18 protein-coding genes and 1 tRNA gene are annotated in these 24,223 nt (G+C 38.1%); 6 read left to right on the top strand and 13 right to left on the bottom strand.

Translation table 11 applies throughout. The features are described from left to right. Positions 1-111: 111 nt before the first annotated feature. Positions 112-375, top strand: coding sequence for a hypothetical protein (locus DC498_RS00570; protein ID WP_116872176.1), 264 nt, complete (start codon positions 112-114; stop codon positions 373-375). A gap of 47 nt (positions 376-422) precedes the next feature. On the opposite strand, the gene DC498_RS00565 is transcribed toward DC498_RS00570, so the two are convergent. The 7 genes from DC498_RS00565 to tyrS all read right to left on the bottom strand — a co-directional run bounded on the left by DC498_RS00565 (position 423) and on the right by tyrS (position 9,618). Further along, complete coding sequence (locus tag DC498_RS00565) at positions 423-3,527, bottom strand: efflux RND transporter permease subunit (RefSeq protein WP_116872175.1); 3,105 nt, start codon at positions 3,525-3,527, stop codon at positions 423-425. Positions 3,528-3,533: 6 nt separating this feature from the next. Continuing rightward, positions 3,534-4,625 carry an efflux RND transporter periplasmic adaptor subunit gene (locus tag DC498_RS00560; protein ID WP_116872174.1) on the bottom strand — a complete coding sequence of 364 codons (1,092 nt, stop codon included), beginning with the start codon at positions 4,623-4,625 and terminating at the stop codon, positions 3,534-3,536. A 2-nt stretch (positions 4,626-4,627) separates the two neighbouring features. Beyond that, the gene (locus DC498_RS00555) at positions 4,628-5,881 is read right to left on the bottom strand and encodes a TolC family protein (RefSeq protein ID WP_116872173.1); all 1,254 of its coding nucleotides are present in this window, start codon (positions 5,879-5,881) and stop codon (positions 4,628-4,630) included. Between the two features lie 71 nt (positions 5,882-5,952). After that, positions 5,953-7,311 (bottom strand): sensor histidine kinase, encoded by a 1,359-nt coding sequence (locus DC498_RS00550; protein ID WP_116872172.1) that lies wholly within the window; start codon positions 7,309-7,311, stop codon positions 5,953-5,955. Next, positions 7,312-7,983, bottom strand: coding sequence for a response regulator transcription factor (locus DC498_RS00545; protein ID WP_116872171.1), 672 nt, complete (start codon positions 7,981-7,983; stop codon positions 7,312-7,314). 224 nt (positions 7,984-8,207) lie between these two features. Then, positions 8,208-8,278, bottom strand: a tRNA-Gln gene (locus DC498_RS00540). 62 nt (positions 8,279-8,340) lie between these two features. Continuing rightward, on the bottom strand, positions 8,341-9,618 hold the full coding sequence (gene tyrS, locus DC498_RS00535) for a tyrosine--tRNA ligase (protein WP_116872170.1): 1,278 nt from the start codon (positions 9,616-9,618) through the stop codon (positions 8,341-8,343). A gap of 193 nt (positions 9,619-9,811) precedes the next feature. On the opposite strand from tyrS, the gene DC498_RS00530 reads away from it, so the two are divergent. From DC498_RS00530 to DC498_RS00515, 4 genes are all read left to right on the top strand, one after another. Continuing rightward, positions 9,812-10,936, top strand: a complete 1,125-nt coding sequence (locus tag DC498_RS00530) for a PorV/PorQ family protein (RefSeq protein ID WP_116872555.1) — start codon at positions 9,812-9,814, stop codon at positions 10,934-10,936. 4 nt (positions 10,937-10,940) lie between these two features. Then, complete coding sequence (locus DC498_RS00525) at positions 10,941-15,977, top strand: C25 family cysteine peptidase (protein ID WP_116872169.1); 5,037 nt, start codon at positions 10,941-10,943, stop codon at positions 15,975-15,977. Between the two features lie 164 nt (positions 15,978-16,141). Beyond that, positions 16,142-17,629: a hypothetical protein gene (locus DC498_RS00520; protein ID WP_116872168.1), complete on the top strand. Its 1,488-nt coding sequence runs from the start codon at positions 16,142-16,144 to the stop codon at positions 17,627-17,629. Between the two features lie 17 nt (positions 17,630-17,646). Then, entirely contained in the window at positions 17,647-18,804 is a 1,158-nt protein-coding gene (locus tag DC498_RS00515; protein ID WP_370443886.1) for a radical SAM protein, read from the top strand. Between the two features lie 3 nt (positions 18,805-18,807). Here the strand turns inward: DC498_RS00515 and DC498_RS00510 are convergent, their stop codons facing one another. The 3 genes from DC498_RS00510 to ychF form a co-directional block, all read right to left on the bottom strand. Next, positions 18,808-19,848, bottom strand: a complete 1,041-nt coding sequence (locus DC498_RS00510; protein WP_116872166.1) for a Gfo/Idh/MocA family protein — start codon at positions 19,846-19,848, stop codon at positions 18,808-18,810. Then, complete coding sequence (locus DC498_RS00505; protein WP_165813706.1) at positions 19,820-20,902, bottom strand: glycosyltransferase family 2 protein; 1,083 nt, start codon at positions 20,900-20,902, stop codon at positions 19,820-19,822. Before DC498_RS00505 ends, DC498_RS00510 begins: the two co-directional genes overlap by 29 nt. A gap of 202 nt (positions 20,903-21,104) precedes the next feature. Then, the gene (ychF, locus tag DC498_RS00500) at positions 21,105-22,208 is read right to left on the bottom strand and encodes a redox-regulated ATPase YchF (protein WP_116872164.1); all 1,104 of its coding nucleotides are present in this window, start codon (positions 22,206-22,208) and stop codon (positions 21,105-21,107) included. Between the two features lie 113 nt (positions 22,209-22,321). Here ychF and DC498_RS00495 point away from each other — a divergent pair, with 113 nt between their 5' ends. Further along, complete coding sequence (locus tag DC498_RS00495; protein ID WP_116872163.1) at positions 22,322-23,560, top strand: nucleoside recognition domain-containing protein; 1,239 nt, start codon at positions 22,322-22,324, stop codon at positions 23,558-23,560. On the opposite strand, the gene DC498_RS26035 is transcribed toward DC498_RS00495, so the two are convergent. The 3 genes from DC498_RS26035 to DC498_RS26345 are packed head-to-tail and all read right to left on the bottom strand — an operon-like array spanning position 23,557 to position 24,219. Beyond that, positions 23,557-23,730 carry a hypothetical protein gene (locus tag DC498_RS26035; RefSeq protein ID WP_165813705.1) on the bottom strand — a complete coding sequence of 58 codons (174 nt, stop codon included), beginning with the start codon at positions 23,728-23,730 and terminating at the stop codon, positions 23,557-23,559. The genes DC498_RS00495 and DC498_RS26035 overlap by 4 nt on opposite strands. Next, complete coding sequence (locus DC498_RS26700; RefSeq protein WP_370443890.1) at positions 23,714-24,037, bottom strand: hypothetical protein; 324 nt, start codon at positions 24,035-24,037, stop codon at positions 23,714-23,716. The genes DC498_RS26035 and DC498_RS26700 overlap by 17 nt, the downstream gene beginning before the upstream one ends. Continuing rightward, a complete protein-coding gene (locus DC498_RS26345; protein ID WP_206197489.1) occupies positions 24,004-24,219 on the bottom strand; it encodes a hypothetical protein in 216 nt (71 codons plus the stop codon). Before DC498_RS26345 ends, DC498_RS26700 begins: the two co-directional genes overlap by 34 nt. Positions 24,220-24,223: the final 4 nt, after the last annotated feature.

Genomic DNA, 24,223 nt, shown 5'->3' with positions numbered 1-24,223 from the left:
TCTCCACTATACTTCGGAGATTTTTTAAAAGTGCAAAATCATATATTCTCTTTAAGCTCTTTTTAAGGTTGTTTGTCTCAAATTACAGCGGTATACTCAAATTATTATGGGATGACTATCGCTGAATTCAAACGCCAGTCAAACGAGGAGCAGGCTGATACATTAAGAAGATATGGTGTATTCCTGGCGGAACGCATTTGCTGGCACAGCCGGATTTATTTATATGCACTGTCTTCAGTGTATATAGAGCTTTTTCACGACCTGGATGAACTGGAATATTCTCCGATAAGAATACTGCGTGTTTTTGAAGATCCTTCAGAGCTGGATGCCTACCTGGATGAAATAGATATTTCAGGATTGATCCTGGCATCATGATAAGCAATGCCTGTAATCATCATTATTCCGGGGCAACTATCTCATCATTAAACAGCTTTTCTCTTTTCTCTCAGGTGAAGCGCTTTAAAATAGATTATAGGAAAAACAAGCAAAGTAAAAATAGTTGCGGTTACCAGCCCCCCGATAATTACTATAGCAAGCGGTTTCTGGCTTTCAGAGCCTATTCCCGTGCTCATTGCAGCGGGAAGTAATCCTATAGCAGCCATTAATGCTGTCATTACCACAGGCCTGGTTCTTATTTTTACGGCATTTATTATGGCAATAGTTAAATCTTTTTCTGCTTTAACCTGTTTATGAAATTCTGATATCAGTATAACACCGTTCTGCACACAAATCCCGAACAACGCTATGAAACCTACACCCGCGGAGATGCCAAAATTCATCCCGGTGATGTGCAATGCCAGTATGCCGCCGATCAATGCAAAAGGTACATTAATCAGAACATAGCCGGCATCTTTTACGTTATTGAACATGATAAAGAGCAGGATGAAAATAATAACCAGGCTGATCGGCACAACCTGCGATAACCGTTCACTGGCACGTACCTGGTTTTCAAATTCACCTGTCCAGCCAATGCGGTATCCTGTTCCTAATTTTACATGCTCGTTTACATTTTGTTGTGCCTCAGCAATAGTACTGCCGAGGTCGCGTTCCCTAACTGAAAATTTTACACCAATAAACCGTTTGGTATTATCTCGGTATATAAAGGCCGGCCCGGTAACCTGTTTAATGCTTGCGATTTCTTTTAGCGGAATCCTGTTACCATTAATAGCAGGTATCATCAACCTTAAAATATCTTCTTCATTTTTCCTGTAGTTTTTATCATACCTTATGCTGATATCAAATTTCTTGTCTCCTTCATATTTCTGTGTTGCGGTTTTTCCGCCAATAGCCATTTCAATTACGGCCTGCGCTTCAGCTTTTGTAATGCCATTGATCGCCATTTTTTCTTCATCAAGCAGTATGCTTATTTCCGGCTGGCCTATATTCCTGAGTATGCCTACATCTTTTATGCCGGGCACATGTTGTATCTGTTCTATTACCTGGTTGGCATACTGATCCAGCTTATCAAGATCATCACCATATATTTTTACCGCGTTGGAAGCATTCATTCCTGCTACTGCTTCAGCCACATTATCAATGATAGGTTGAGAGTAATTATAGTTAATACCCTGGTAATTTTTTAATTGCCTGTCCATTTCTTCCACCAGGTCATCCAGTGAAATTTTTCGCTCCCATTTTTCTTTAGGCCTGAGATTTACCTGCATCTGTACATAGTAAAATCCACTGGGGTCAGTTCCGTCATTGCTGCGTCCTGTTTGAGAAAGCACCCCGTTTACTTCCGGAAATTTCATCAATTCTTTTCTCAACACACTTACCATATCCACCGTTTGCGGCAATGAATAGCTCATCGGCATTTTTGCTTCAACCCATAATGCGCCTTCGTTTAGCTGGGGCAGAAATTCTGTTCCCAGCCAGCGGGTAGATATTATGGTAACAATGAACGCGGCTACTGCTATTAATATGGTGAGTTTTTTTCTCGCAAACGTCCATCCAAAGGCTTTATGAACAAGCCTGTTTACAAAGTGCGTAAAAAAGTTTTCTTTTTCCCGTACATTTTTTTTGAGCAGTATTGAGCACAATACAGGCACAAGCGTTAGTGTAAATATCAGTGCACCCAGGAGGGCAAATCCTAATGTCCAGGCCAGGGGAGAAAACATTTTCCCTTCTACTTTTTCAAACGAAAAAATCGGCAACAGGGCAGAGATGATGATGAGTTTGGAAAAGAATATGGCTTTCCCCATTTGTACACCTGTGGTTCTGATCAATCCCAGCTTTGCCAACCGGTTAAATCTTTCCATACCAACCTTGTGTGCTTTATGATCAAGCGCTACAAATATGCCTTCAACCATTACAACCGCTCCGTCTATTATGATCCCAAAGTCAATTGCGCCGAGGGAAAGCAGGTTCGCGCTCATCCCTTTTAGTTTGAGCATAAGAAATGAGAACAATAATGCGAGAGGAATAACAATGGCTACAATAAGCGTGGTGCGCCAGTCGGCCATGAACAGGAATACGATCACGGTAACAAGGATGATACCTTCTGCCAGGTTATGCATTACCGTTTTGGTACAATATTCCATCAGGTTATCGCGGTCATAAAATGTTTCCATTTTTACATCAGACGGTAAAATATGGGTATTCAGCTCATTGATCTTTTCCTTTACAAGCTTGAGTACTTCGCCGGGATTTTCTCCCTTGCGCATAACAATAATGCCTTCCACAACATCATCGTTATCATTTAAACCAACCTGTCCCACTCTTGGTTTGCTTGCTTCATTTACAATAGCCACATCTTTTACCAGCAGCGGATTTCCATTAAAAATATCCACGATGGTATTTTCTATGTCTTTTATATTATCCAGCAAACCTATACCGCGCACAACATATGCCTGGCCGTTCTTTTCAATAACGTCCCCGCCAACATTCAGGTTCGATTTACCTATAGCTTCGTACAGCTCCAGTGGCGTTAAATCATATTGTTGGAGCTTTACAGGGTTTACGGATATTTCATAGATCTTTTCCTGGCCGCCAAATGCAACTACGTCAGCAACGCCCGGCACCCGCCTGAGCTCCCTGTCAATGGTCCAGTTTTGAATGGTCAGTAAATCTCTTGTATCTCTTACTTCACTTTTCAGTACATAACGGAATATTTCTCCGGTAGGGCCATAAGGCGGCTGCACATCCGGATCAATTCCTTCCGGCAGCGATACATTGCGCAACTGGTTGTTCACCTGCTGCCTCGCAAAAAAATCTTCAACATCATCTTCAAAAATTATTTTAATAACAGATAACCCAAACATTGTTATGCTGCGCACATTAGTTTTGCGTTGCACACTGTTCATAGCAATTTCGATGGGGGTAGTTACAAATCTTTCTACTTCCTCGGCGCTTCTGCCATTCCATTCTGTTACAATAATAATCTGGGTATTGGTTACATCAGGAAAAGCCTCAATCGGAATTTTGAGGAAGCTGAACAATCCTGCAATCACAATAATCCCTACCCAGAAAAAGGTGAAGAATTTATTTTTCAGGGAAAAAGAAATAGTGCCTTTTATAAACTTATTCATAGGTATTTAATCATTTAAAGCATCATAAATCAGCATCCCGTTCCTCGAAATAACGGTTTCCCCTTCTGTTAATCCACTCTGGATATAAGTGGTATCACCCAGTTGCCGGTAAGGTTCAACACGTCTTGTTTCCAGGTTATGCCTGTCTTTAAATATCATTACCCAGTACTTACTTTTGTCAAAGATTACTGCTGAAGATGGTACAGCGATCATACTGTCTTTTTCAGCATAGCGAACGCTGACTGTGCAGTTCATATCCGGCTTTAGTTGAAAATCATTATTGGGAATACGAACCCTGAATTTCATTGACCTTGTGTTGGCATCAATAACATTGTAAATTTTTTCAATTCTTCCTTTGTAGGTTATTTCCGGGAAAGCGAGCGTATTTACATCGGCTTCGTAGTTTTCTTTTATCTGGGAGATATTGCTTTCATTAACATATGCTACCGCCCATATTTCATTGGTGTTTGCAATAGAGAATAATGGTTCGTGCTCTTCAGAAAGCAGTAGTTCATTGATATTTATTTTTTTGGTGATCACAAATCCGTTGATAGGTGCAACTACGGGAAAGACAGACCCTTTTTTAAATTTATATATGCTGTAAATTTCTTTCAGTCTGGCAAGATTCGCCTTTGCCTTATTAAGTTCCGCCTCCGCAACTTTTACATCTTTTTCGGTATTCAGCTTTCCTGCGAAAAGATCGTTTTCTACCTGTAATTTTTTTTCAGATACAGCTACTTCGTTTATAGCATCCTGCCGCTGTTGCTCATAATTGGCAACCTCACTGCTTTGAATGGTTGCCAGCACCTCTCCCTGTTTCACATAATCGCCCAGTCCCACGTTGATGGAGGTTACAAGGCCACCTACCACAGAAAATACCTGCGCTGTTTTATTGTTGTCTGCTTCAAGTTTTCCAAAGAGCCGGATCTCGTTTTTCAGTTCTTTTGAGGCCGCGTGGGAAAACGCACATTTTGCCAGCATGGTATCACTCAATGAAAAAGCTGTACCAGTTTCATTTACCTGTTTGTTTTTGCAACTGCTTATTAAAAAAGCAGCGCAGACTAATATATACCTGGCACAGTTTGTTATAGTTTTCATTGTTAAAAGATGTCTTTTCCGGTTAAAAGATTAAGCTGCTCACCTGAAATAACCAATTGTGTTTTTATCCTGGATAATTCTGTGAGTACATCATTATATGCTTCAAAAAAATCAATAAACTCTATGATAGATACATTCCCCTTTTGGAAATTATCCGTCATGCCTCTTACAGTAATTTCAAAATCTTCATTATAAAGTGTATATGCTTTGCGGTATTCGGCAATGGTTTCTGTATAAACCAGGAAAGCGTTCTGAACATCGGCCGCAATTTCATGCTGCAGCGCCATTACATTATATTCTGCTTCCTTTATTTTAAATTGAGATGATCTGATATTTCCCTGGTTTTTATTCCATAAAGGCAGGGGAACGGAAACACCGGCATTTACCTGGTTGTTAAAAGCGCCGCTTCGCTGATCATAGGAGCTGAAAAGATTGATATCAGGAATACCGAGCCGTTTCTGGTAATGGAAGTTTTGTTCAGCCAGCAGTTTGTTATGCTTCATGATCAATACCTCCGGCTGATGCTGTAATGCCGCTTCTTGTATTTCCTGTAATGACTTTAGTTTAATGTAATTTTCTATTTCTTCTTCTGAGAAAATAAAGTGCACTATGGAAGAGGTTTGCAGCAATGCCTGCAGGCTGCCTTGTGCTTCAAAAAAATCTTTCAGTAATTCTGCCCGGTCATTATTTAATTTCATGTAGGCGCCCTTCAAACGTACTACATCTTTTAATGGTACATTTCCTTTGTCAGCCTGCACCTGGTAAGCAGTGAGCAATGTATTCAGTAATGCTAACTGGCTGTTGTATCTTTCGAGGAGCAATTGTTTTTGCCCGATGGTAAATAAGTCTTTGTGCAGGCGGAATTTGAGCTGACGTGCTAATTGCTCAAACTCAAGCTCAGCAATTTTTGCATTGGTTTTTGCCATTTCGATTTCCGACTTTTTTTTGCCGCCAAGCAATATGAGCTGCTCTACCTGCAATAGCTTTTGACCGGAACCTCCTATATGAAGTACCTTGTTGTTCTCCGGGTCATAGGCGTTTACCTCTGCTGTGAACACAGGGTTTGGATATAATCTTGCCTGGATTACTCCTGCCCTCGAGGCTTCAATATTCATTGATGCAGCTACGAGATAAAAATTATTAATAAGGTAGATGCTGTCGGCCTGCTGAAGATTTATGTTGAGTGTATCCTGTTGTGCTCTTGCTGCAAGGGAAACCAGCAACAAAAGCAGGGTGGTGATTTTTAAAAAATGCATTATTTACCTGCTTGCAATTGCCGGCAAAGGTTGTAACAGCAGGCTTAAAAACTTCTTAAACTCAATAAAAATCAGCTTAAAGGAAGTGTGATGGTAAAAATATTGGAAGTGTTATTGCGTGATTTATAAGTTACCGTTCCATTATGCAGGGCAATAATTTTATGAACCAAAACCAGTCCTAAACCAAATCCTCTTTTTCTCTTGCTGTTTTCTCCCCTCACAAAATGCTGAAAGAGGTATTGGTGTTCTTTTTCGGTAATAATATCTCCCCTGTTTTCAATACTTATCTGTATGGCGTTTTCAGCATTGGTGAATTTTATGCCGGCCTTATTATCATTGCTGTATGCAACAGCATTCTGCATCAGGTTAACAAATGCAGACCTGAGCAATCCCGCATTTGCGGGAAGTGTTAATTCATGTTCTTTCTCGGCTTCATATTCAATGGAAAAAAGAAAATCATGGTGTATATGCTGCAGTTCATCTGCCACATCAAAAATCATTTCGTCTATACGTATATGATCCTGTTTTGATACAGTGCCTGATTCTGCTTTTGCAATTTCCAGTAATGCATTGATGATCCCACCCAGGTTTTTGGTGTCTTCTTTCTGAATGCTGATCGCTGATTTTATTTTAACGGGATCAGTTTCATTTTCTATACGTTCAAAATTTGACACTAAAACAGCAATAGGCGTTTTTAATTCATGAGATATATGGTGAATAGCATGTTTCTGAAAAGAATACACCTCGTTCATTCGCTGCATCAGTTTGTTAAACTGCCGGGCGAGGATGCTGACTTCATTTTTTGAACTGTTAACATATATGGGTTCATATTTGGCGTCAAAGTTGTAATGGCTGATCTTTTGTGTAACAGCGGCTAAAGGTTGTGTTATTTTGCCGGACAGAAAAAAAGATACAAGTATTATTATGATAGAAATAACCATGAAAGTAATAAAAAGAATAAACCTGAGGTAGCGAAGCTTTGCGTAGCCAAAGCTATCAAAAGCCTTGCTGAGCCCGTAATATACACGCCCGTTCGATTCAATATAGACACCTACCACATCGTATAACCCGTCCTTTGTTTCAATCCACCTGTTGCCGGCATTCAGGCTTGAGAGAAGTGCTGTTGAAAAGGGAACAGGAGTATCGTCAAGGCTTGAATAAATCAGCTCTTTCTTGTCATTGAATAAAAGCAGTTTTTCATCAAAAAGACTGTTGATCGTAAGCCTGTCGATCTCTTCTACCAGCTCATTGTCTGTTTGTTTTATTCGGGCAAGGAGTTGCAATGTTGAGCTGATCTTTTCCTTTTGCCGCATCTGGAACTCTTCCTCCCTGTTGTATGCATAAAGAAAATAGATCAGTAAAAAGGCAAACCCCGTGATCAATAAAATGGTTACTGAAAAATAAATGGTTATTTTATTCCTGATTTTCATCTATTCAAAGTAATACCCATACCCGGTTTTGGTTTTAATATTTTGTTTTCCGAATGGCTTATCAATTTTATTCCGGAGAAAGTTGATATATACTTCTATGGTGTTGGTATTCACATCCAGATGCGTTCCCCAGATCTCTTTTATTAATTCTTTTTTTGAAACCAGTTCCCCTTTTTTTGAAACCAGTTTCATTAAAACCTGGAACTCCCTTGGTGTTAACGGAATTTCCTGTCCCTGCCGGATTACTTTTTTGTTGTGCGGGGTAATGGTAATATCATCAGCACTGATCAGCGCTTTATGCTCATCATTAGTGCCTGTTCTTTTGGTTAATGCATGAATACGCAATAATAATTCACGCATGTAGAAAGGTTTGGTCAAATAATCATCAGCCCCGCAATTAAACCCCTGTACCTTATCATCCAGCTCGGAAAAAGCGGTGAGCATAATAACAGGCGTACTGCTGTTGTACTCCCTGAAGGTTTTACATATTTCAAACCCGTTTTTCCCGGGTAGGCTGATATCAAGAATGATACAGTCAAACTGCTCTTTGCGCAAAATTTTTTCAGCAAGAAAACCATCATATACAGCCGTAACAACAGACGATTCTGCCTGTAAAGCTTCGCTGATATTCTGGTTTAATGTCCTGTCGTCTTCTATTAGGAGCACTTTCATGGTGCAAATGTATAAGATCAGTGTTATTGTTGTTTGGGGAGCAGGAAAGTCAAGTTAAATATTATCTGGTAGAATTTAAAAATGTATTGCCTGAAATATAACAGGAAAATAGATTTGGGATTATCTCAGATATTAAGAGAGCGGGCAGCTAAAAAAAGAAGGATTCCGGCTAATACAACGCTCGCAAAAGCGATAGCTTTGATAAAAGAGAGAAAATAAAGTTGTTGGCCTACCTGGATTCGAACCAAGACAAACAGAACCAAAATCTGTCGTACTACCATTATACTATAGGCCAATACCTGCTATAAAAGCGGTCGCAAAAATAGTTACTTGGCTGGTTTAAACCAAATTTGATTGTTATAATACCTTAACGAGGTAATAATTTTTTTTCCCCTTTTGTATCAATACATAGGTATTGTGTAAAAGGTCTGCAGCATTGATTTTACGGCCTATATCGCTTATTTTTTCCCTGTTTATACTTATGCCGCCGCTTTGCACCATTTTTCTGGCTTCGCCTTTGCTCGGAAAAGTGCCGGTTTCAGCAAGAAAAGAAACTATATCTATTCCTTCACTTATTTTTGTTTTAGGATAATCAAACTTTATCACTCCTTCCATATTTTCAAGATCATCGGCGCTTAATGTTTCAACCGACGCGGATTGCTGTGAAAATAATTTTTCAGTGGTTTCTACTGCTTCTTTTAATCCATCTTCACCATGTACAAAAACAGTTACCTCTTTTGCCAGTATTTTTTGCAATTGCCTTGCACCGGGGTTCTGGTTGTGTTGCTCAATAAGACTGGTAATTGTTTCAGGCGTTAAAAACGTGAATATTTTAATCCATCTTTCTGCATCTTTATCTGAAGCATTCAACCAAAACTGGTAAAACTGGTAAGGGCTGGTTCTTTCAGCATTCAGCCATACATTTCCTTTTTCTGTTTTTCCAAACTTGCCACCATCTGCTTTGGTAATTAGCGGGCAGGTAAATGCGAACGCCTCACCATTGGCTTTTCTTCTTATCAATTCTGTTCCTGTAGTAATATTACCCCATTGATCACTTCCACCCATTTGAAGCTTGCATTGTTTGTGCGTGTATAACCAATAGTAATCGTAGCCCTGCATCAACTGGTAAGCAAATTCTGTGTAACTAATGCCGGTATCACCTTCTATGCGTTTCTTCACACTGTCTTTCGCCATCATGTAATTAACAGTGATGTGTTTTCCTGCATCACGCAAAAACTCAATAAAACCTATTTTGCTGAACCAATCGTAGTTATTTACCAGTTCAGCGCCATTAGGTTTTGAAGTATCAAAATCAAGATGTTTTTCCAATTGCTTTTTAATGCCGGCTACATTGATCTTCAGTTGCTCTTCACTCAAAAGGTTCCTTTCTTCACTTTTTCCGCTGGGGTCACCAATCATACCGGTGGCGCCACCAATAAGTGCAATGGGTTTATGCCCGTTTTTTTGCAGATGAACAAGTAATATAATAGGCACAAGGCTTCCTATATGCAGGCTGTCCGCTGTAGGGTCAAAACCGATATATCCGGTGGTTAATTCCTTTTGTAACTGTTCTTCTGTGCCTGGCATAATATCCTGCAGCATGCCACGCCATTTTAGCTCTTCTATCAGCGTCATTTTATCAATTTTGCGCAAAAGTAAGGTTAGTTTGCCAAGGGAGTTTAAAAAGACAATATTTTAAGGGAGATGGCGTTCTAAAGTCTTGAATTTTAATGTTCTGCTAAAAAAATACCTGAGTATATTTGTAATAGATTGCTGCTCAGGCAACTGCCGGGGCGGGCAGAAATTTGCTTACAGGAAAATTGATTTGATGAAACACTTTTTGTTGAGTATTGCTATCATTAGCCTGTTGGCAATTGCAGATAATGCGAATGCCCAGTTCAGAAAATATTCCAACGAATTCTTAAATATAGGCGCTGGCGCAAGAGGTTTGGGGATGGGTGGCGCCCAGGTTGCTTCTACCAGCGATGGTAATGCCGGTTACTGGAATCCGGCTGGTCTCACCAATATTAAAGATTACCCTGTTGTAAATTTTATGCATGCCGAATATTTTTCAGGCATAGGTAAATATGATTATGGCAGCGTAGCAATACCATTAAGCGACAAGAAACGCACCATTGCGCTTTCTTTATTACGGTTTGGGGTAGACGATATTCCTAATACCCTTTATTTAGTGGAGCCCGATGGTTCTATTAACTACAATAATATCCGTTCATTTTCATCAGCAGATTACGCCTTTCTTTTTTCGTACGCGCAAACCTTAAAACAAAAAGGTAGCAGGCTTATCAGTTTTGGCGCAAACGCAAAAGTAATATACCGCAATGTAGGAACTTTTGCCAAGGCCTGGGGCTTTGGGCTGGATGCGGGCATACAGATGCAGGATAAAAGATGGAAGCTGGGAATTGCAGCAAGAGACATCACTACCACCTTTAATGCGTGGAGCTTTACTTTTACGGATGAAGAGAAAGAAGTACTGTATCTCACTAATAATGAAATTCCGGTAAAATCAACGGAGCTTACCGCACCCAGGCTTATATTAGGCGGTGCTTATGATTTTAAGCTTGGAAAAAATTTTAACCTTCTGGCAGAAGCAAATTTCGATCTCACTTTTGATGGCAAACGCAATGTGGTAATAAGTGCAGACCCTGTAAGTGTAGATCCCAGGGTAGGTGTTGAATTGGGTTACAAGAATTTGATTTTTGTCCGTGGCGGTATTTACAATTTTCAAAAAGCATTATATGATGGCGATACGCTCAATCAGAAAAAAGTTTGGATATACCAGCCAAGTCTCGGCGCAGGCTTTAAGCTGAAGCATCTCGCCATTGATTACGCGTTTACAAATTTGGCCAATCAGTCAAACCCGCTATATACCCATATATTTTCCATACGTGTTGATTTAGTGAAAACAGATAAAAAGAAAACCGGAAAAAAATAGCCCCATGAAAAAATTATTACTCATTATATGCATACTTACCTGTTATATAGCCAGGGCGCAGTATAACAATGAGTGGATTGATTATAATAAAACCTATTATAAATTTCCGGTTGGTAAAAATGCGCTTAATCGTATTTCGCAGTCCGTTTTGCAATCTATAGGATTAGCAAATACGCCTGCAGAGCAATTCCAATTATGGAGAAACGGCGTGCAGGTGCCTGTATATACATCCGTTGCTTCAGGTACTTTAGGAGGTTCGGATTATATAGAGTTTTGGGGAGAAATGAATGATGGTAAAACTGATGCCGGCTTATACCCCAATATTAATTTTCAGTTGTGTGATAAATGGAGTCTTGAAACCGATACCGCCTCTTATTTTCTTACCGTAAATCCTTCAGGTAATAATTTAAGATTGACTGATGAAGTAAACAATGTTGCAGCTAACGTATTGCCTGCTGAACAGTATTTTATGCATACAGAGGGTCAGTATTTTAAGAACAAAATTAATTCAGGGTGGGCGCAGATTGTTACCGAATATGTATATTCTTCCATATACGACAGAGGGGAAGGATATACAAGCAGGGATATTTTACCCTCAACCCCTTTGAATGAAACAATGGCTAACTTATATCCGTACATCAGTGGCCCCAATGCTACCTTTACGATAACCGCAGCAGGTAATGCTGCCAATAACAGGAATATAGTTGCTAAAGTAAATGGTACTACCCTGGTAGATGTAGCTATGGATGCGTTTTATGATCAGCGGCAACAGGTTAGTTTTCCTGCCAGCTCGCTAAACAGTGGCTCCGCTAATGTAGCTATTTCAAATACTTCTGCAAATCCTAACGACAGGATGGTGGTTGGAAAGTATGAAATAACCTATCCACGCCAATTCAATTTTGGTAGTAATACAAATTTCCTTTTTGAGCTTTCTGCAAATGCAAGCGGAAACTATTTACGAATAAATTTTAATTACGGATCTACGGCGCCAATACTGTACGATTTAACTAATCATAAAAGATATACAGGAGTAATTGATGAACCCGGCATAGTTAAGTTTGCACTTTTACCATCAAATCAAAAAAGAAAACTGGTATTGATTAGCCGGGCAGGCAGCAATATAGTGATGACTACCGGTTTACAGGCAAGAAATTTTGTTGACTATTCCCAGGCGGCTAACCAGGGGAATTACCTCATTATCAGTAATTCACTATTATATTCCGGGGCCAATGGAAATCCTGTAGAAGCCTACCGGCTTTACAGAAGTTCTGCAGCGGGCGGAAGTTACGATAGCAGGATTTATGATATTGATCAGTTGACAGATCAGTTTGCATTCGGAATCAAACGTCATCCGTTTGCGATAAAGAAATTTTTAAAATATGCACGGTCTGTTTTTTCAACAACACCCTCTTACGTTTTTTTAATTGGTAAAGGGGTTTCATATGTGCAGGCAAAGAGCAATGAAAGCAATGCATTGCTTGATAAGTTGAATCTTGTGCCGCCATATGGCTATCCGGCATCCGATAATTTATATGCGTCAAATGATAATGAAACGCTTGGTCTGATACCAATAGGCAGGTTATCTGTTGTAAGCACAAATGAGGTAGAGATCTACCTGAATAAGGTAAAAGAATATGAAGCTGTAGGAGTAAATGCCCCTCAAACAGTAGATGGGAGGGCATGGATGAAAAATATTGTGCATGCTATTGGGGGGGGAAGTGCTGACCTGAGTAAAGAGATTGGTGGCTATATGAATAGTTTAAAGCATATTATTGAGGACACATTGTATGGCGGTAATGTTGAAAGCTTCAGTAAAACATCTGCTGTTGCTACCCAGTTAACTGCTGAGCAGTTAGGGCAGCTTTTTGCCGAAGGAATTGGTATTGTTAATTATTTTGGTCATTCGTCTTCTTCTACAACTGAATTCAATATCGATGATCCATATGCTTATCAGAACAAGGAGAAGTATCCCTTATTTCTTGTTAATGGATGCCTGGCAGGTGATATTTTTAATTTCGAATCAGGGCGTTTATCGACAATCAATACATTGTCAGAAAAATATTTGCTTGCCAATCAAAGAGGAGCAATAGGGTTTGTTGCCAGTACCCATTTTGGAATTGTGAGCTATTTAAATATCTATTTAAATGGGTTGTATAAGGCCATGTCGGGGAAAAAATACGGTGCATCTTTAGGTGAAACGCTTGAGGAATCTTTTCGGTACTTATTAAATGCGGCACCAGGTGATTATCTGGGAAGGTTACATGCAGAAGAGATTACCCTCAATGGCGATCCGGCTGTAAAGTTATATATGCCTAGTTTGCCGGATTATGCTGTAGAATCTTCATATATAGAAATCCCCTCACTTATATCTGCTACAGACAATAATTTTGATGTTCACATAACCTTATATAATCTTGGAAAGGCTCATTCTGATTCCGTTTCAATAATAGTAAAACGAGTGTTGCCCGGGGGGGAGACGATAACGGTTTTAAATAAAAAAATTGACGGAATAAGAGCTAAGGATAGCTTTACATTGACAGTACCTATTAATCCTGGTTTAGAAAAAGGTGAGAATAAACTGATCGTAAGTATTGATCCGGATAACATTATTGAGGAAATATCTGAAGTAAATAATACTGTCACAAAAGCATTTTATATTATTGAAGATGTAGCTGCCCCTGTTTACCCGGGAAATTTTTCCATTATAAAAAACCCCAATCAACTTCTATACGCATCTACGGCTTATCCATTAAGTCCGATGAAGTCATATGTAATGGAAATAGATACAACCGCTAAATTTAATTCCGTAGCAAAAGTATCAAGAACGGTTTCTTCTCCGGGAGGATTGCTGGAATTTAATCCTCAAATTGCTTATAAAGATAGTACTGTATATTACTGGCGTGTGTCACTTGTTCCATCAAATAATGAGGAATATCAATGGGCGGATCATTCATTTATGTATAAAGTTAATACGGAAGGATATAACCAGTCTCACTTTTATCAACATCAGGAATCAACGCTCGATAGGATATATTTGGATAGCTCATCCCACAACTGGAACTATACTATTAATAATAACGACGTATATATACGGAATTGTATTTATCAATCAGGTTGCCAGAGTGATGGAGATTTTGTAGTTTCTCTTAATAATAACTCCAAGATTGCGAGTGCTTGTGTAGGTAGTTCGCTGGTATTTAATGTTATTGACAGTGCAACATTCAAACCCTGGAAAAATGTAAGTGACAATGGAAGTAACTTATATTTATATGGCAGTGCAAGTGCTAATTGCGGCGCAAGCAGGAATTATAATTTTGAGTTTAAATATCTTACTGCTGCCGATAGAAAAAAGATGATGGATTTTATGGATGTCATTCCGGACGGCGCTTATGTAATTGTAAGAAGTTTTGATTACAATGACCCTAATTCGTTTTCTAGTACATGGAAGGGTGATACTGCCTTATATGGCCATAATAATTCTTTGTATCATAAACTTAAGGAGGCAGGGTTTGAAGGGATTGATTCCGTAAATCAAAAAAAGGCATGGATATTTGTTTTTCAAAAAGGAAATAAAACAAGATTTACTCCTTTGTACAGGGTAGCTACAACATTTAGTGAAAAAATATATATTGAGACTACCTTTAAAACGCCTGATAGTGTCGGGTATATAACTTCGCCCAAATTTGGACCAGCTAAACAGTGGGAAAAAGTAATCTGGAGCGGGCATTCTGTTGATGCCCAAAATAAGGATTTTGCATCTGTAGAAATAATTGGTATTGATTTGGCGGGTACAGAAACTTCTATAAAAATACTTGATAAGGATACTAGGGAATATGATATATCTTCTTTGAATGTTGCTCAATACCCGTATTTAAAATTGAAAATGCGTAATGCAGATTCTACGTTTCTTACCCCTTTTCAATTAGATTACTGGCGAATACTTTACAAGCCGGTACCTGAAGGCGCAATATTGCCCAGTGTATATTTTAATATAAAAGATACATTGCAGGAAGGTGAAATCATTAAATTCAATATTGCCTTTAAAAATATCAGCGATGTACCCTTTGATAGTTTGCTGACCCATATCAGCTTAATTGATAAGAATAATGCTACTCACTTCCTCGACTCGTCGCGTCGTAAAGCGGTAATTGTTAATGATTCAGTTAGAATTGAATATGAAGTTGACAGTAAAAATTATCCGGGAACCAATACTATAAGAATTGAATTTAATCCCGGTAATGATCAGCCGGAGCAATATCTGCTGAATAACTTCCTGTATAAGTCATTTTATGTTGTGCCGGATAATTTAAATCCTTTATTGGATGTAACTTTTGATGGGGTTCATATTCTTAATAATGATATAGTGGCTGCCAAACCACATATATTAATAAAGCTAGAGGATGAAAATAATTACATGCTTTTAGACGACACTTCCCTTGCGAAAGTCCAGGTTCGTTACCCGGATAACTCATTGAAAACATTTTCGTTTAATAGTGATACGCTCAAATTTACTCCTGCTACAGCTACCGGGCAGGGTTCTGGAGATAACACTGCGACTATTGATTTTAATCCGGCGTTTTTTGCCGATGGAGATTACCAGTTAATTGTTTCTGCCAAAGATAAAAGCGGTAACAGCGCCGGTCAGTCCGCATATACTGTAAGCTTCAAGATCATTAATAAACCAATGATCTCAAACATGTTTAATTATCCCAATCCGTTTACTACTTCAACGGCGTTTGTGTTTACCTTAACCGGGAGCGAAGTACCTCAAAATTTGAGGATACAAATTTTAACCATTACCGGAAAAATTGTAAAAGAAATCACTATGCAGGAGCTTGGCCCAATTCGTATAGGACGCAATATAACTGAATACAAATGGAATGGTACCGATCAATACGGGCAGAAGTTGGCAAACGGGGTTTATCTTTACAGGGTTATTACGAATCTTAATGGTAAATCTCTTGAAAAGTATAAAACGGATGGCGATAATACCGATCAGTACTTTAATAAGGGATATGGAAAGATGTATTTGATGAAATAGCTCAAACTTCTTGTTGTATTTGGCTTCTTTTTTTTCTAAATTGAAAATAAGGAAATAAAAATAGATAGTACAATTATGGAGATTGTAGCTTCAATAATTAAATCCTTTTTGTAATAATATATTCTAAGCTTATTATTACCTGTATTTAATTAAAGGATAAATAAATGAATAAGCTAAAATACAACCTGCTTGTTTTTTTAGTATTTGGGCTCATCGGTTTTTTACTTTATTATCCAATCCTGGATAATAATTTCCTGTCAGATGATTATGATTCTTTATACAGGGTATGCATTCAACAAACCATTATTGTTAAAGAGTTTTTCCGGCCTCTTATAGATATTTCTTTCAAGTTTAATTATCTTTTAGGAGGCTTTGACAGTTCAGGTTATTATATATTGAATTTGGTCATACATATAGCCAATGTATTTATTGTATATAAGATAGCCAATGTATTTAAACCCGAAAACGACAAGCACGATTTGCTCAGTTGGCTCTCAGCGTTTTTGTTTTTGATATATCCTTTTCATAATGAAGCTGTGGTATGGCTTACAGGCAGATTAGCCTCCATTGCTTGCTTTTTTGCACTGCTTTGCATATATGTATGGTTGGGTAATTCAACGCGTGTAGTAAAAGCTGCTTTGAGTATTACTTTTTACTTTACCGGTTTATTAGCCTACGAATCAATAGTATTACTTCCACTTGTTATTTTCATATTAACCTGGAATAAAACAAATAACAGAAAGAATACTTTCCTGTTTCTGGGTATTTCCTTTTTGGTAACGGTAGGGTATCTCCTGTTACGTTCATATGTTTCCGGTAATGTATATGGAGATTATGGAGCAAGAATGATGGATGTGGATTTTTTAAGTATTATCATCAAAGCAGCTAAAACTATGGGTAGGTTTTTTCTGCCGCCTTCAGAAAACTCAAACCTGCTCATCTTTACTTTTGTTGCTATTGTGGTTGCGCTGATTGTTTTGAGTTTCAGGTTATATAAAATGTATAGTATGGCTGCACTCACCCCTTTTATAAAATTAATAATGGCTTTAGTGGTAGCGTCATCAATCCCATTATTATTTGGCATCAGTACCCGTACAGGTGAAAGTGACAGACTGTTGTATTTTCCATCGGTTTTTTTATGTATGATTTTTGCCATGTTGATACAGCTTTTGATAAAAACGATAAGCGGAAAAGTTGTTGCTGTTACAATGCTGAGTATTTATTTTATAACATGTTTGTTGCAGAATAATAAAAATTGGGAAAAAGCATCATTAATATCTGGTAAGGTTTTGGGATATGTGAAGGAAGCAAATCGTAAAAATGTTGTTTTTATAAATCTGCCAGACGAAATAGAAGGAGCATTTGTTTTTAGAAACGGGTTTACTAAAGCTATGGTGCTAAATAATATTGATACCGGGAAAATATGGGTAAATAACATGTTGACAAGACTTGAGTATCTCGAATTAAAAGAAGTTATTCACCCGTTAACCGGGACAGGCGCATTCGTGCTGCCTCCTGTAACAAAAATTTCTTTTATAGGAAACGATTCTGTGCAGGTAGAGAATATATCAAATCTTGAAAAGCGTGTTTTTCCCAAAGAGAATACTACTATTCTTTATTGGAATACAGTTGATATGATTCGCTTGTTTTAGATTGTTGTAATATTGTTATGATGTTTCAAAAGTCAGATTACATAATAAGGGGATACAACTTTCTGCATAACCGTTTATTTCCCCGCCGCAAAAAGTTATCATCTTTGATGATATATGCTACTGATGTTTGCGATTCTGGCTGTAAACATTGTTTGATCTGGGCCAAACGACCTACTCAGTATTTACCTTTTGAACGTATTGTTTCATTAATGAAAAGCAAATGCATTAATAGCAATACTTCTGTTGGTTTGGAAGGAGGTGAGTTCTTACTGCATCCGGAAGCATTTAAAATATTAGATTGGTTTAGCAGAAACCATAAAAATTTTGATATTTTTTCTAATTGTCTTAAGCCAGATACGTTAATAAAAGCGGTACAGGATTTTAAACCCAAACGACTTTATATTTCGTTAGATGGAGACGAAGAGACATACTTGTATATGCGTGGCAAGGATGGGCATAATAGTGTGATAAAAGTAATAGAAACACTAAAAGATACTGTGCCCATATTTGTAATGTTCACTTTATCGCCTTATAACGACTTTGAGGACTTAAAATATGTAGCAGAGCTTTGTAAAAAGTATAATGTTTTTTTACGCGTAGGCATTTATAATAATATCCCTTTTTTTGATACTATAGACGATGCTGTTTCTTCTGTTTTTGGTCAATTAAAAAATAAAGAGCTACTTACTTTCAGGAAGGCCAAAGCGTTGCAGCAACATAAAGATGAAATGGCTGTGAAGGAAAAAATGCAGATAAAGAATCCGGCTGCTGCCATCCCCCTGGTTGTAAAAGAATTTGCAGAGAATTACGATTATATTAAACTGTATGATAAATGGGTGCAGGGTAAGTTAAGACTTGGGTGTAATAGTATTTTAGATAGCGCTATTGTTTTGCCGGACGGAAGTGTGCCAATTTGTCAACACCTTAGTTTAAAACTTGGTAATATTTACAATGCCGATCTGGACAGTATTTTTAATTCAGAACAAAATACCCATACGCAGTTATACCATTCAAAACACTGTAATCAATGCTGGGTAAGTTATCACCGAAAATATGATGTTATTCTATACCGTACTTTTGAAAAGTATTTTGGCAGAAGGGCTACTTCTAAAATGCTTGGTTATTATAAGTGGGATAGTGATGATAAATTAAAGTATAATAATGTTGTAAAATGAACATTACTGTTGCAGGGTATGTAAAATTTTATAAAGGTCAGTAAGCCCTTTCAAGTCGTTAGCATCCCATACATTGTTCTCCGATTCTGCTAAAAGAATAAACGTTTCTAATTCTTTGTAAAAACCCTGTAATACCAGGGTATTCATTTCTTTAACCGGCATAACGAGATTGCCGGTGGAAAAATATTCTTTTATGGTTTCAGGCTGGCTCAAAACCCTTTCTGTTGGTAAATTTAAAAAACGGGCAGGCTTTTTTGTTCCTTTAACACTTACCGGGTACTGCGCAGTAATAATTTCTTCGCTGCAACTAATAGTAAGAACATCAGAGGGATTGTTCCAGGAGAAATGAGTCGACATTTCAATAAGTGCTGTGATGCCATTATCATGTACTGCATGAATTTGTACTGTAAGTCCGCCTTCATATTCCTGTTTACTAAAAGAGGCTATGGTAAACCGACCAAAAAGGAATGAACAATAATCAAGTGCATGAATGAAAAGTTCTGTGTATGGATTTCCATTGGGATATGTGCCCAATAGGAATTTGTATGTATAACTTTTTGCCGACTTTATTTTTTTGAATATATATTTATTACCAGCCCAGTATCTGCGTTGCAATCCTACCTTGCAAATATTCAAATCTGTGATCTTTAACAAAGTTTCCAGTTCTTCCGGTGTTTGACATGGTGGCTTTTCAACGAATATTTTCTTACCGGCTTTTGCCAGCATGGATACAATACCGAAATGAGTTTGCGGATCGCTGCAAACGAATACGGCTTCAACCTCAGCGTCATTTAATAGGTAATGGATATTATTGGTGAAAATGCAGCCTGGAAAATTCTTTTTGAGTGCCGAATATTCTTTCCCGGAATTGGTACAAATATATTTGAGCGTAATATTAAAATGACTCAACACAGGGTATAAGTTTGACAAGCCATGTATTCCGGCTCCAATAAAGGCATACTTTTTTTTTGTGCTGAATAATGGGTTATTCAACATTTTTCTTTTTCTGAGTGAGTTATATTTTTTTACCAGTGAGTTTAGCATCCTGAGCTTTGTGTCTCAACTTTAATGGAACAATTTCCGAAAATTTTCTTTTGTTTTTAAGAAAATAAGGGATCAAAATTGTATTTCTGTAAACACCAAAGCAATTTTTAAGCCCCTTTGTTTTAGGAAGACTTTTTGAAAGTACAAAAAGCAACCAATATACATAAGCAAATTGTGCTTTAAACATAGCGTTACTAATACCCGGTTTGCCGCTAAAAAGGAAGTAGATACATCCTCCTAAATCCAGGAAAACTCTTAATGGAATTATATAAAGTAATTGAATAAGAGGGAGGTTCCTGCTAAGCAGAATATAATTATTCCGGAAAGTTAAAAATGTTTTCAAATGATTTTCCCATGATAAACTTCCTCCTCCTATATGGTAAACTTCAGATTGAGGACATACGTAAATTTTATATCCGGCATTTTGAGCACGCCAGCATAAATCTATGTCTTCCTGGTGCATATAGTAATAATCGTAAAACCCTCCAATGTTTTTATATACAGCTTCTTTCAAAAACATACAGGCGCCGGTTGCCCAAAAAATTTTTTCTGTATCATTATATTGAGATTTGTCTTTTTCTATTGTAAGTAATACACGCCCTCTTGAAAAAGGAAGCCCAATCTGATCAATCCAACCCCCACATGCCCCAGCATACTCAAATTTATCTCTTGCATCAAGCGAAAGAAGCTTAGGCTGGCATATTCCTATTTTGGGATCAGCCTCCATTAATTTAATAACCGGTTCTATAAAAGAAGGTGTAACTTCTATGTCTGAATTTACGAGCAGGAAATAATCCGCTTCTATTTGCGATAAACAAAGGTTATACCCACTTGCATAGCCTTTATTGGAAAACATTCGGATAATATGTACTTCCGGGAAATGTTTTTCAAGCACTTCAACTGAATCATCAGTAGAGTTGTTGTCAATAACATAAATCTGTTTATTCTGGTATGTTGTATTCAGAACAGAAGGTAGAAATCTTTTTAGATATCCACTGGTATTCCAATTAAGAATAAGTATGGCTATTTTAGGTTGTGATAAAAGATTGCTCAACGAAATTGTCTTTAGTCATTATCTTTTGCATTGCCTGCAGTATATATAAATAGAGACACAATATCAGAAAAAAAAGGTTATGAATATCACCACATGCTAAGACGATTGATACAATTGTAAATTGCCCCGCATATTATAGTATATATCTGCTATTAGGCTTGTCTTTATAGGCAGGAGATAGTATGCGTTTGCAGAGGTATTATTACACATTAAACCTGAAATGCATAATATCCCCGTCTTCCACTACATAATCTTTTCCCTGCACGGCGAGTTTTCCTGCATCGCGGCAGGCAGCTTCTGATTTGTAATGAATAAAATCAGCGTACTTTATAACTTCAGCGCGGATAAAGCCTTTTTCAAAATCACTGTGTATTACACCGGCAGCCTGGGGGGCAAGCATGCCTTTGGTAATCGTCCAGGCACGCACTTCCTGAACGCCAGCGGTAAAATAAGTATATAAATGCAGCAGGCGATAGGTAGATTGAATAAGTCTTGCCACACCGCTTTCCTTTAGGCCCATATCTTCCAGGAACATCTGCCGGTCTTCATAACTATCCATTACGGCTATTTCACTTTCAATAGCGGCGCTTATCAGTAATATTTCAGCGTCTTCATCTTTTACCAGCTCCCTTACTGCTTCCGTATGCTTATTACCGGATACTACACTTTTTTCATCCACATTACATACATAAATAACCGGTTTTATGGTAAGCAGGAAAAGATCAGCAAAAAACTTCTCCTTGTCTTCTTTGCTTACTGCAAACGATCTGGCGTTTTTGCCCTGTTCTAAATGTTTCTTCAACTCCTGCAATATCTCCAGTCCTCTTATCTGCTCTTTATCACCGCTGGTACGGGTAGATTTCTCTGACTTACTGATCTTTTTCTCCACACTGTCAAGATCTTTCAACTGCAGTTCTGTGTCAATGATTTCTTTATCCCTTACCGGGTTCACGTTTCCGTCAACATGTATCACATTATCGTCATCAAAGCAGCGCAACACATGAATGATGGCATCTGTGGCGCGTATATTTCCCAAAAACTGGTTACCCAATCCCTCACCTTTGCTGGCGCCTTTTACAAGCCCGGCTATATCTACAATTTCCACGGTTGTAGGCACTACCTTATTCGGTTTAACCAGCTTTTCCAGTTCAATCAGCCTGTCATCGGGCACGGTTATTACGCCCACATTGGGCTCAATGGTACAGAATGGAAAATTGGCAGCCTGCGCCTTGGCGCTGCTGAGCGCATTGAATAAAGTTGATTTTCCTACATTGGGCAACCCCACAATACCTGCTTGTAATGCCATAATAATTCCTTTAAGGGTAATTTTTGAGGCGGCAAAGGTAACATTACACAACAGATTTAAAAAACAATGCGGAAACATTTTGTGCGTTTACCTTTTAGCAATTAACTTCAACTATGACATTGACTTATATATGGCTGGCATTTTTTCTGCTGGCATTCGCCGTTGCCTTTATTAAATGGGCGTTTTTAGGTGATCAGCAGATATTGCCGGCTTTAGTGGAAGGTATTTTCAAAGCCGCCAATGATGGTTTCGATATTTCGCTTAAGCTGGTAGGGGTAATGGCTTTATTCCTGGGTTTTATGAGTATAGGGGAGAAGGCAGGCGCTATCCGTTTTTTGTCAAGAATTGTAAGTCCTTTCTTTTCAAAATTATTTCCTGATATCCCTAAGAATCATCCGGCTACGGGGCAGATGATGATGAACTTTTCTGCTAATCTTTTAGGATTGGATAATGCCGCAACTCCATTCGGTATAAAAGCGATGCAGAGTCTGCAGGAGCTTAATCCTAATAAAGATACTGCCAGTAATGCGCAGATCATGTTTATGGCTTTGCACGCCAGCGGGCTTACTTTAATACCGGTAAGCATCATTGCTATGAGAGCTTCTATGAAAATTCCGGCAGCTAACCCAACAGATATTTTTGTGCCCTGCATGATCGTAACGTTTGTAGCAACGCTGGCAGCCCTGACTATCATGTCGTTCAAACAAAAAATAAATTTGCTGCAGCCGGTATTACTGGGCTGGATACTTGGCTTGTCTGCGCTGATTGGTTTGCTGGTCTGGTATCTGACTACACTTGATAAGGAAGGCCTGAAATTGTTCTCCAATACTTTAAGCAGCGGGTTGATTTTACTGATCTTTCTATTGTTTCTCCTCGGTGGCTTACGCAAAAAAGTGAATATGTTTGAAGCTTTTGTTGATGGTGCAAAGGGCGGCTTTGAAGTAGCTATCCGTATTATTCCATACTTAATTGCTATGTTGATTGCTATTAGTGTGCTGCGCAATTCCGGGGTGTTTACCTATCTTATAGATGGATTGAGGTACCTGTTGGGGCTAACAGGCATGAATACAGATTTTGTTGAAGCCTTGCCTACCGCTTTAATGAAACCTTTAAGTGGCGCCGGCGCAAGAGGTATGATGGTAACAGCCATGGAAACTTATGGTACTGATTCTTTTATCGGAAGATTGTCGTGCATTTTCCAGGGAACAAGCGATACTACTTTTTATGTGATCGCTGTTTATTTCGGCGCTGTTTCGGTTAAGAATACCCGTTATGCTATTCCGGCTATGCTGCTGGCAGACATGGTAGGGATTATTACGGCTATATTTGTGGGGTATTTATTCTTTCATTAATGAGATAAGGAATCAAATTGTTCAGGCTTTACTTTTACAATTTTATTATCTTTTAATATAACCAATTCAGATTTTCTTTGCTTTTTGAATTCAATCAATTGTTGAAAGGATTTTCTTAACCCTAAAAAGATTTTATTGTGAAGCTCTTTCTGTTTATCTATGGGATTCATAATAATGTGTTAGTATGTCAAATTTTTTGTTATCAATAATAATTGTTAATCCATCGAATAATTTTTGAACAATCCACTCAGGGGTTCCACTCGAGTTATCAAAGATTATTAGTCCATCTACCATAGTCCAGTATATACTAAACAAGTTATTAATTCCTCTTTTATATCGTCTCTCAATTACTTCACGGTCAATATTATGTCCGCCATCTGTAACTCTCATTTTAACGCGTTCTACTGCTAATTCAATATTTTGTAGCCAAAAGAAAAGTAAAGTTACAGTGTATCCCTTTTTCTTGGCATCGTTAATTTTATTTTTATAGCTTCTTGTCGAAAGCGTTGTTTCAAACGCAAGGTCTCATTATTATTAAGCAATTGATCTATTCTTTGCAACATTATTCTCCCTGCTTCAAATGCAACTTTTTCAGGCTGAAACGGCGATAATCCCTTTGCTATTTCGTCTGCATTTACAAACTCTTTACAATTCAGCATCTCG

The sequence above is a fragment of the Terrimonas sp. genome (assembly GCF_003075435.1).
Lineage (GTDB): Bacteria > Bacteroidota > Bacteroidia > Chitinophagales > Chitinophagaceae > Agriterribacter.
The sequence above is the reverse complement of the archived record's forward strand: the minus strand, read 5'-3'. Positions and strand labels throughout refer to the sequence as shown.

Coding starts and splice junctions, on each gene's coding strand:
- DC498_RS00570 (WP_116872176.1), top strand. CDS start 112: ATGACTATCGCTGAATTCAAACGCCAGTCAAACGAGGAGCAGGCTGAT.
- DC498_RS00565 (WP_116872175.1), bottom strand. CDS start 3,527: ATGAATAAGTTTATAAAAGGCACTATTTCTTTTTCCCTGAAAAATAAA.
- DC498_RS00560 (WP_116872174.1), bottom strand. CDS start 4,625: ATGAAAACTATAACAAACTGTGCCAGGTATATATTAGTCTGCGCTGCT.
- DC498_RS00555 (WP_116872173.1), bottom strand. CDS start 5,881: ATGCATTTTTTAAAAATCACCACCCTGCTTTTGTTGCTGGTTTCCCTT.
- DC498_RS00550 (WP_116872172.1), bottom strand. CDS start 7,311: ATGAAAATCAGGAATAAAATAACCATTTATTTTTCAGTAACCATTTTA.
- DC498_RS00545 (WP_116872171.1), bottom strand. CDS start 7,983: ATGAAAGTGCTCCTAATAGAAGACGACAGGACATTAAACCAGAATATC.
- tyrS (WP_116872170.1), bottom strand. CDS start 9,618: ATGACGCTGATAGAAGAGCTAAAATGGCGTGGCATGCTGCAGGATATT.
- DC498_RS00530 (WP_116872555.1), top strand. CDS start 9,812: ATGAAACACTTTTTGTTGAGTATTGCTATCATTAGCCTGTTGGCAATT.
- DC498_RS00525 (WP_116872169.1), top strand. CDS start 10,941: ATGAAAAAATTATTACTCATTATATGCATACTTACCTGTTATATAGCC.
- DC498_RS00520 (WP_116872168.1), top strand. CDS start 16,142: ATGAATAAGCTAAAATACAACCTGCTTGTTTTTTTAGTATTTGGGCTC.
- DC498_RS00515 (WP_370443886.1), top strand. CDS start 17,647: ATGATGTTTCAAAAGTCAGATTACATAATAAGGGGATACAACTTTCTG.
- DC498_RS00510 (WP_116872166.1), bottom strand. CDS start 19,848: ATGCTAAACTCACTGGTAAAAAAATATAACTCACTCAGAAAAAGAAAA.
- ychF (WP_116872164.1), bottom strand. CDS start 22,208: ATGGCATTACAAGCAGGTATTGTGGGGTTGCCCAATGTAGGAAAATCA.
- DC498_RS00495 (WP_116872163.1), top strand. CDS start 22,322: ATGACATTGACTTATATATGGCTGGCATTTTTTCTGCTGGCATTCGCC.
- DC498_RS26035 (WP_165813705.1), bottom strand. CDS start 23,730: ATGAATCCCATAGATAAACAGAAAGAGCTTCACAATAAAATCTTTTTA.
- DC498_RS26345 (WP_206197489.1), bottom strand. CDS start 24,219: ATGCTGAATTGTAAAGAGTTTGTAAATGCAGACGAAATAGCAAAGGGA.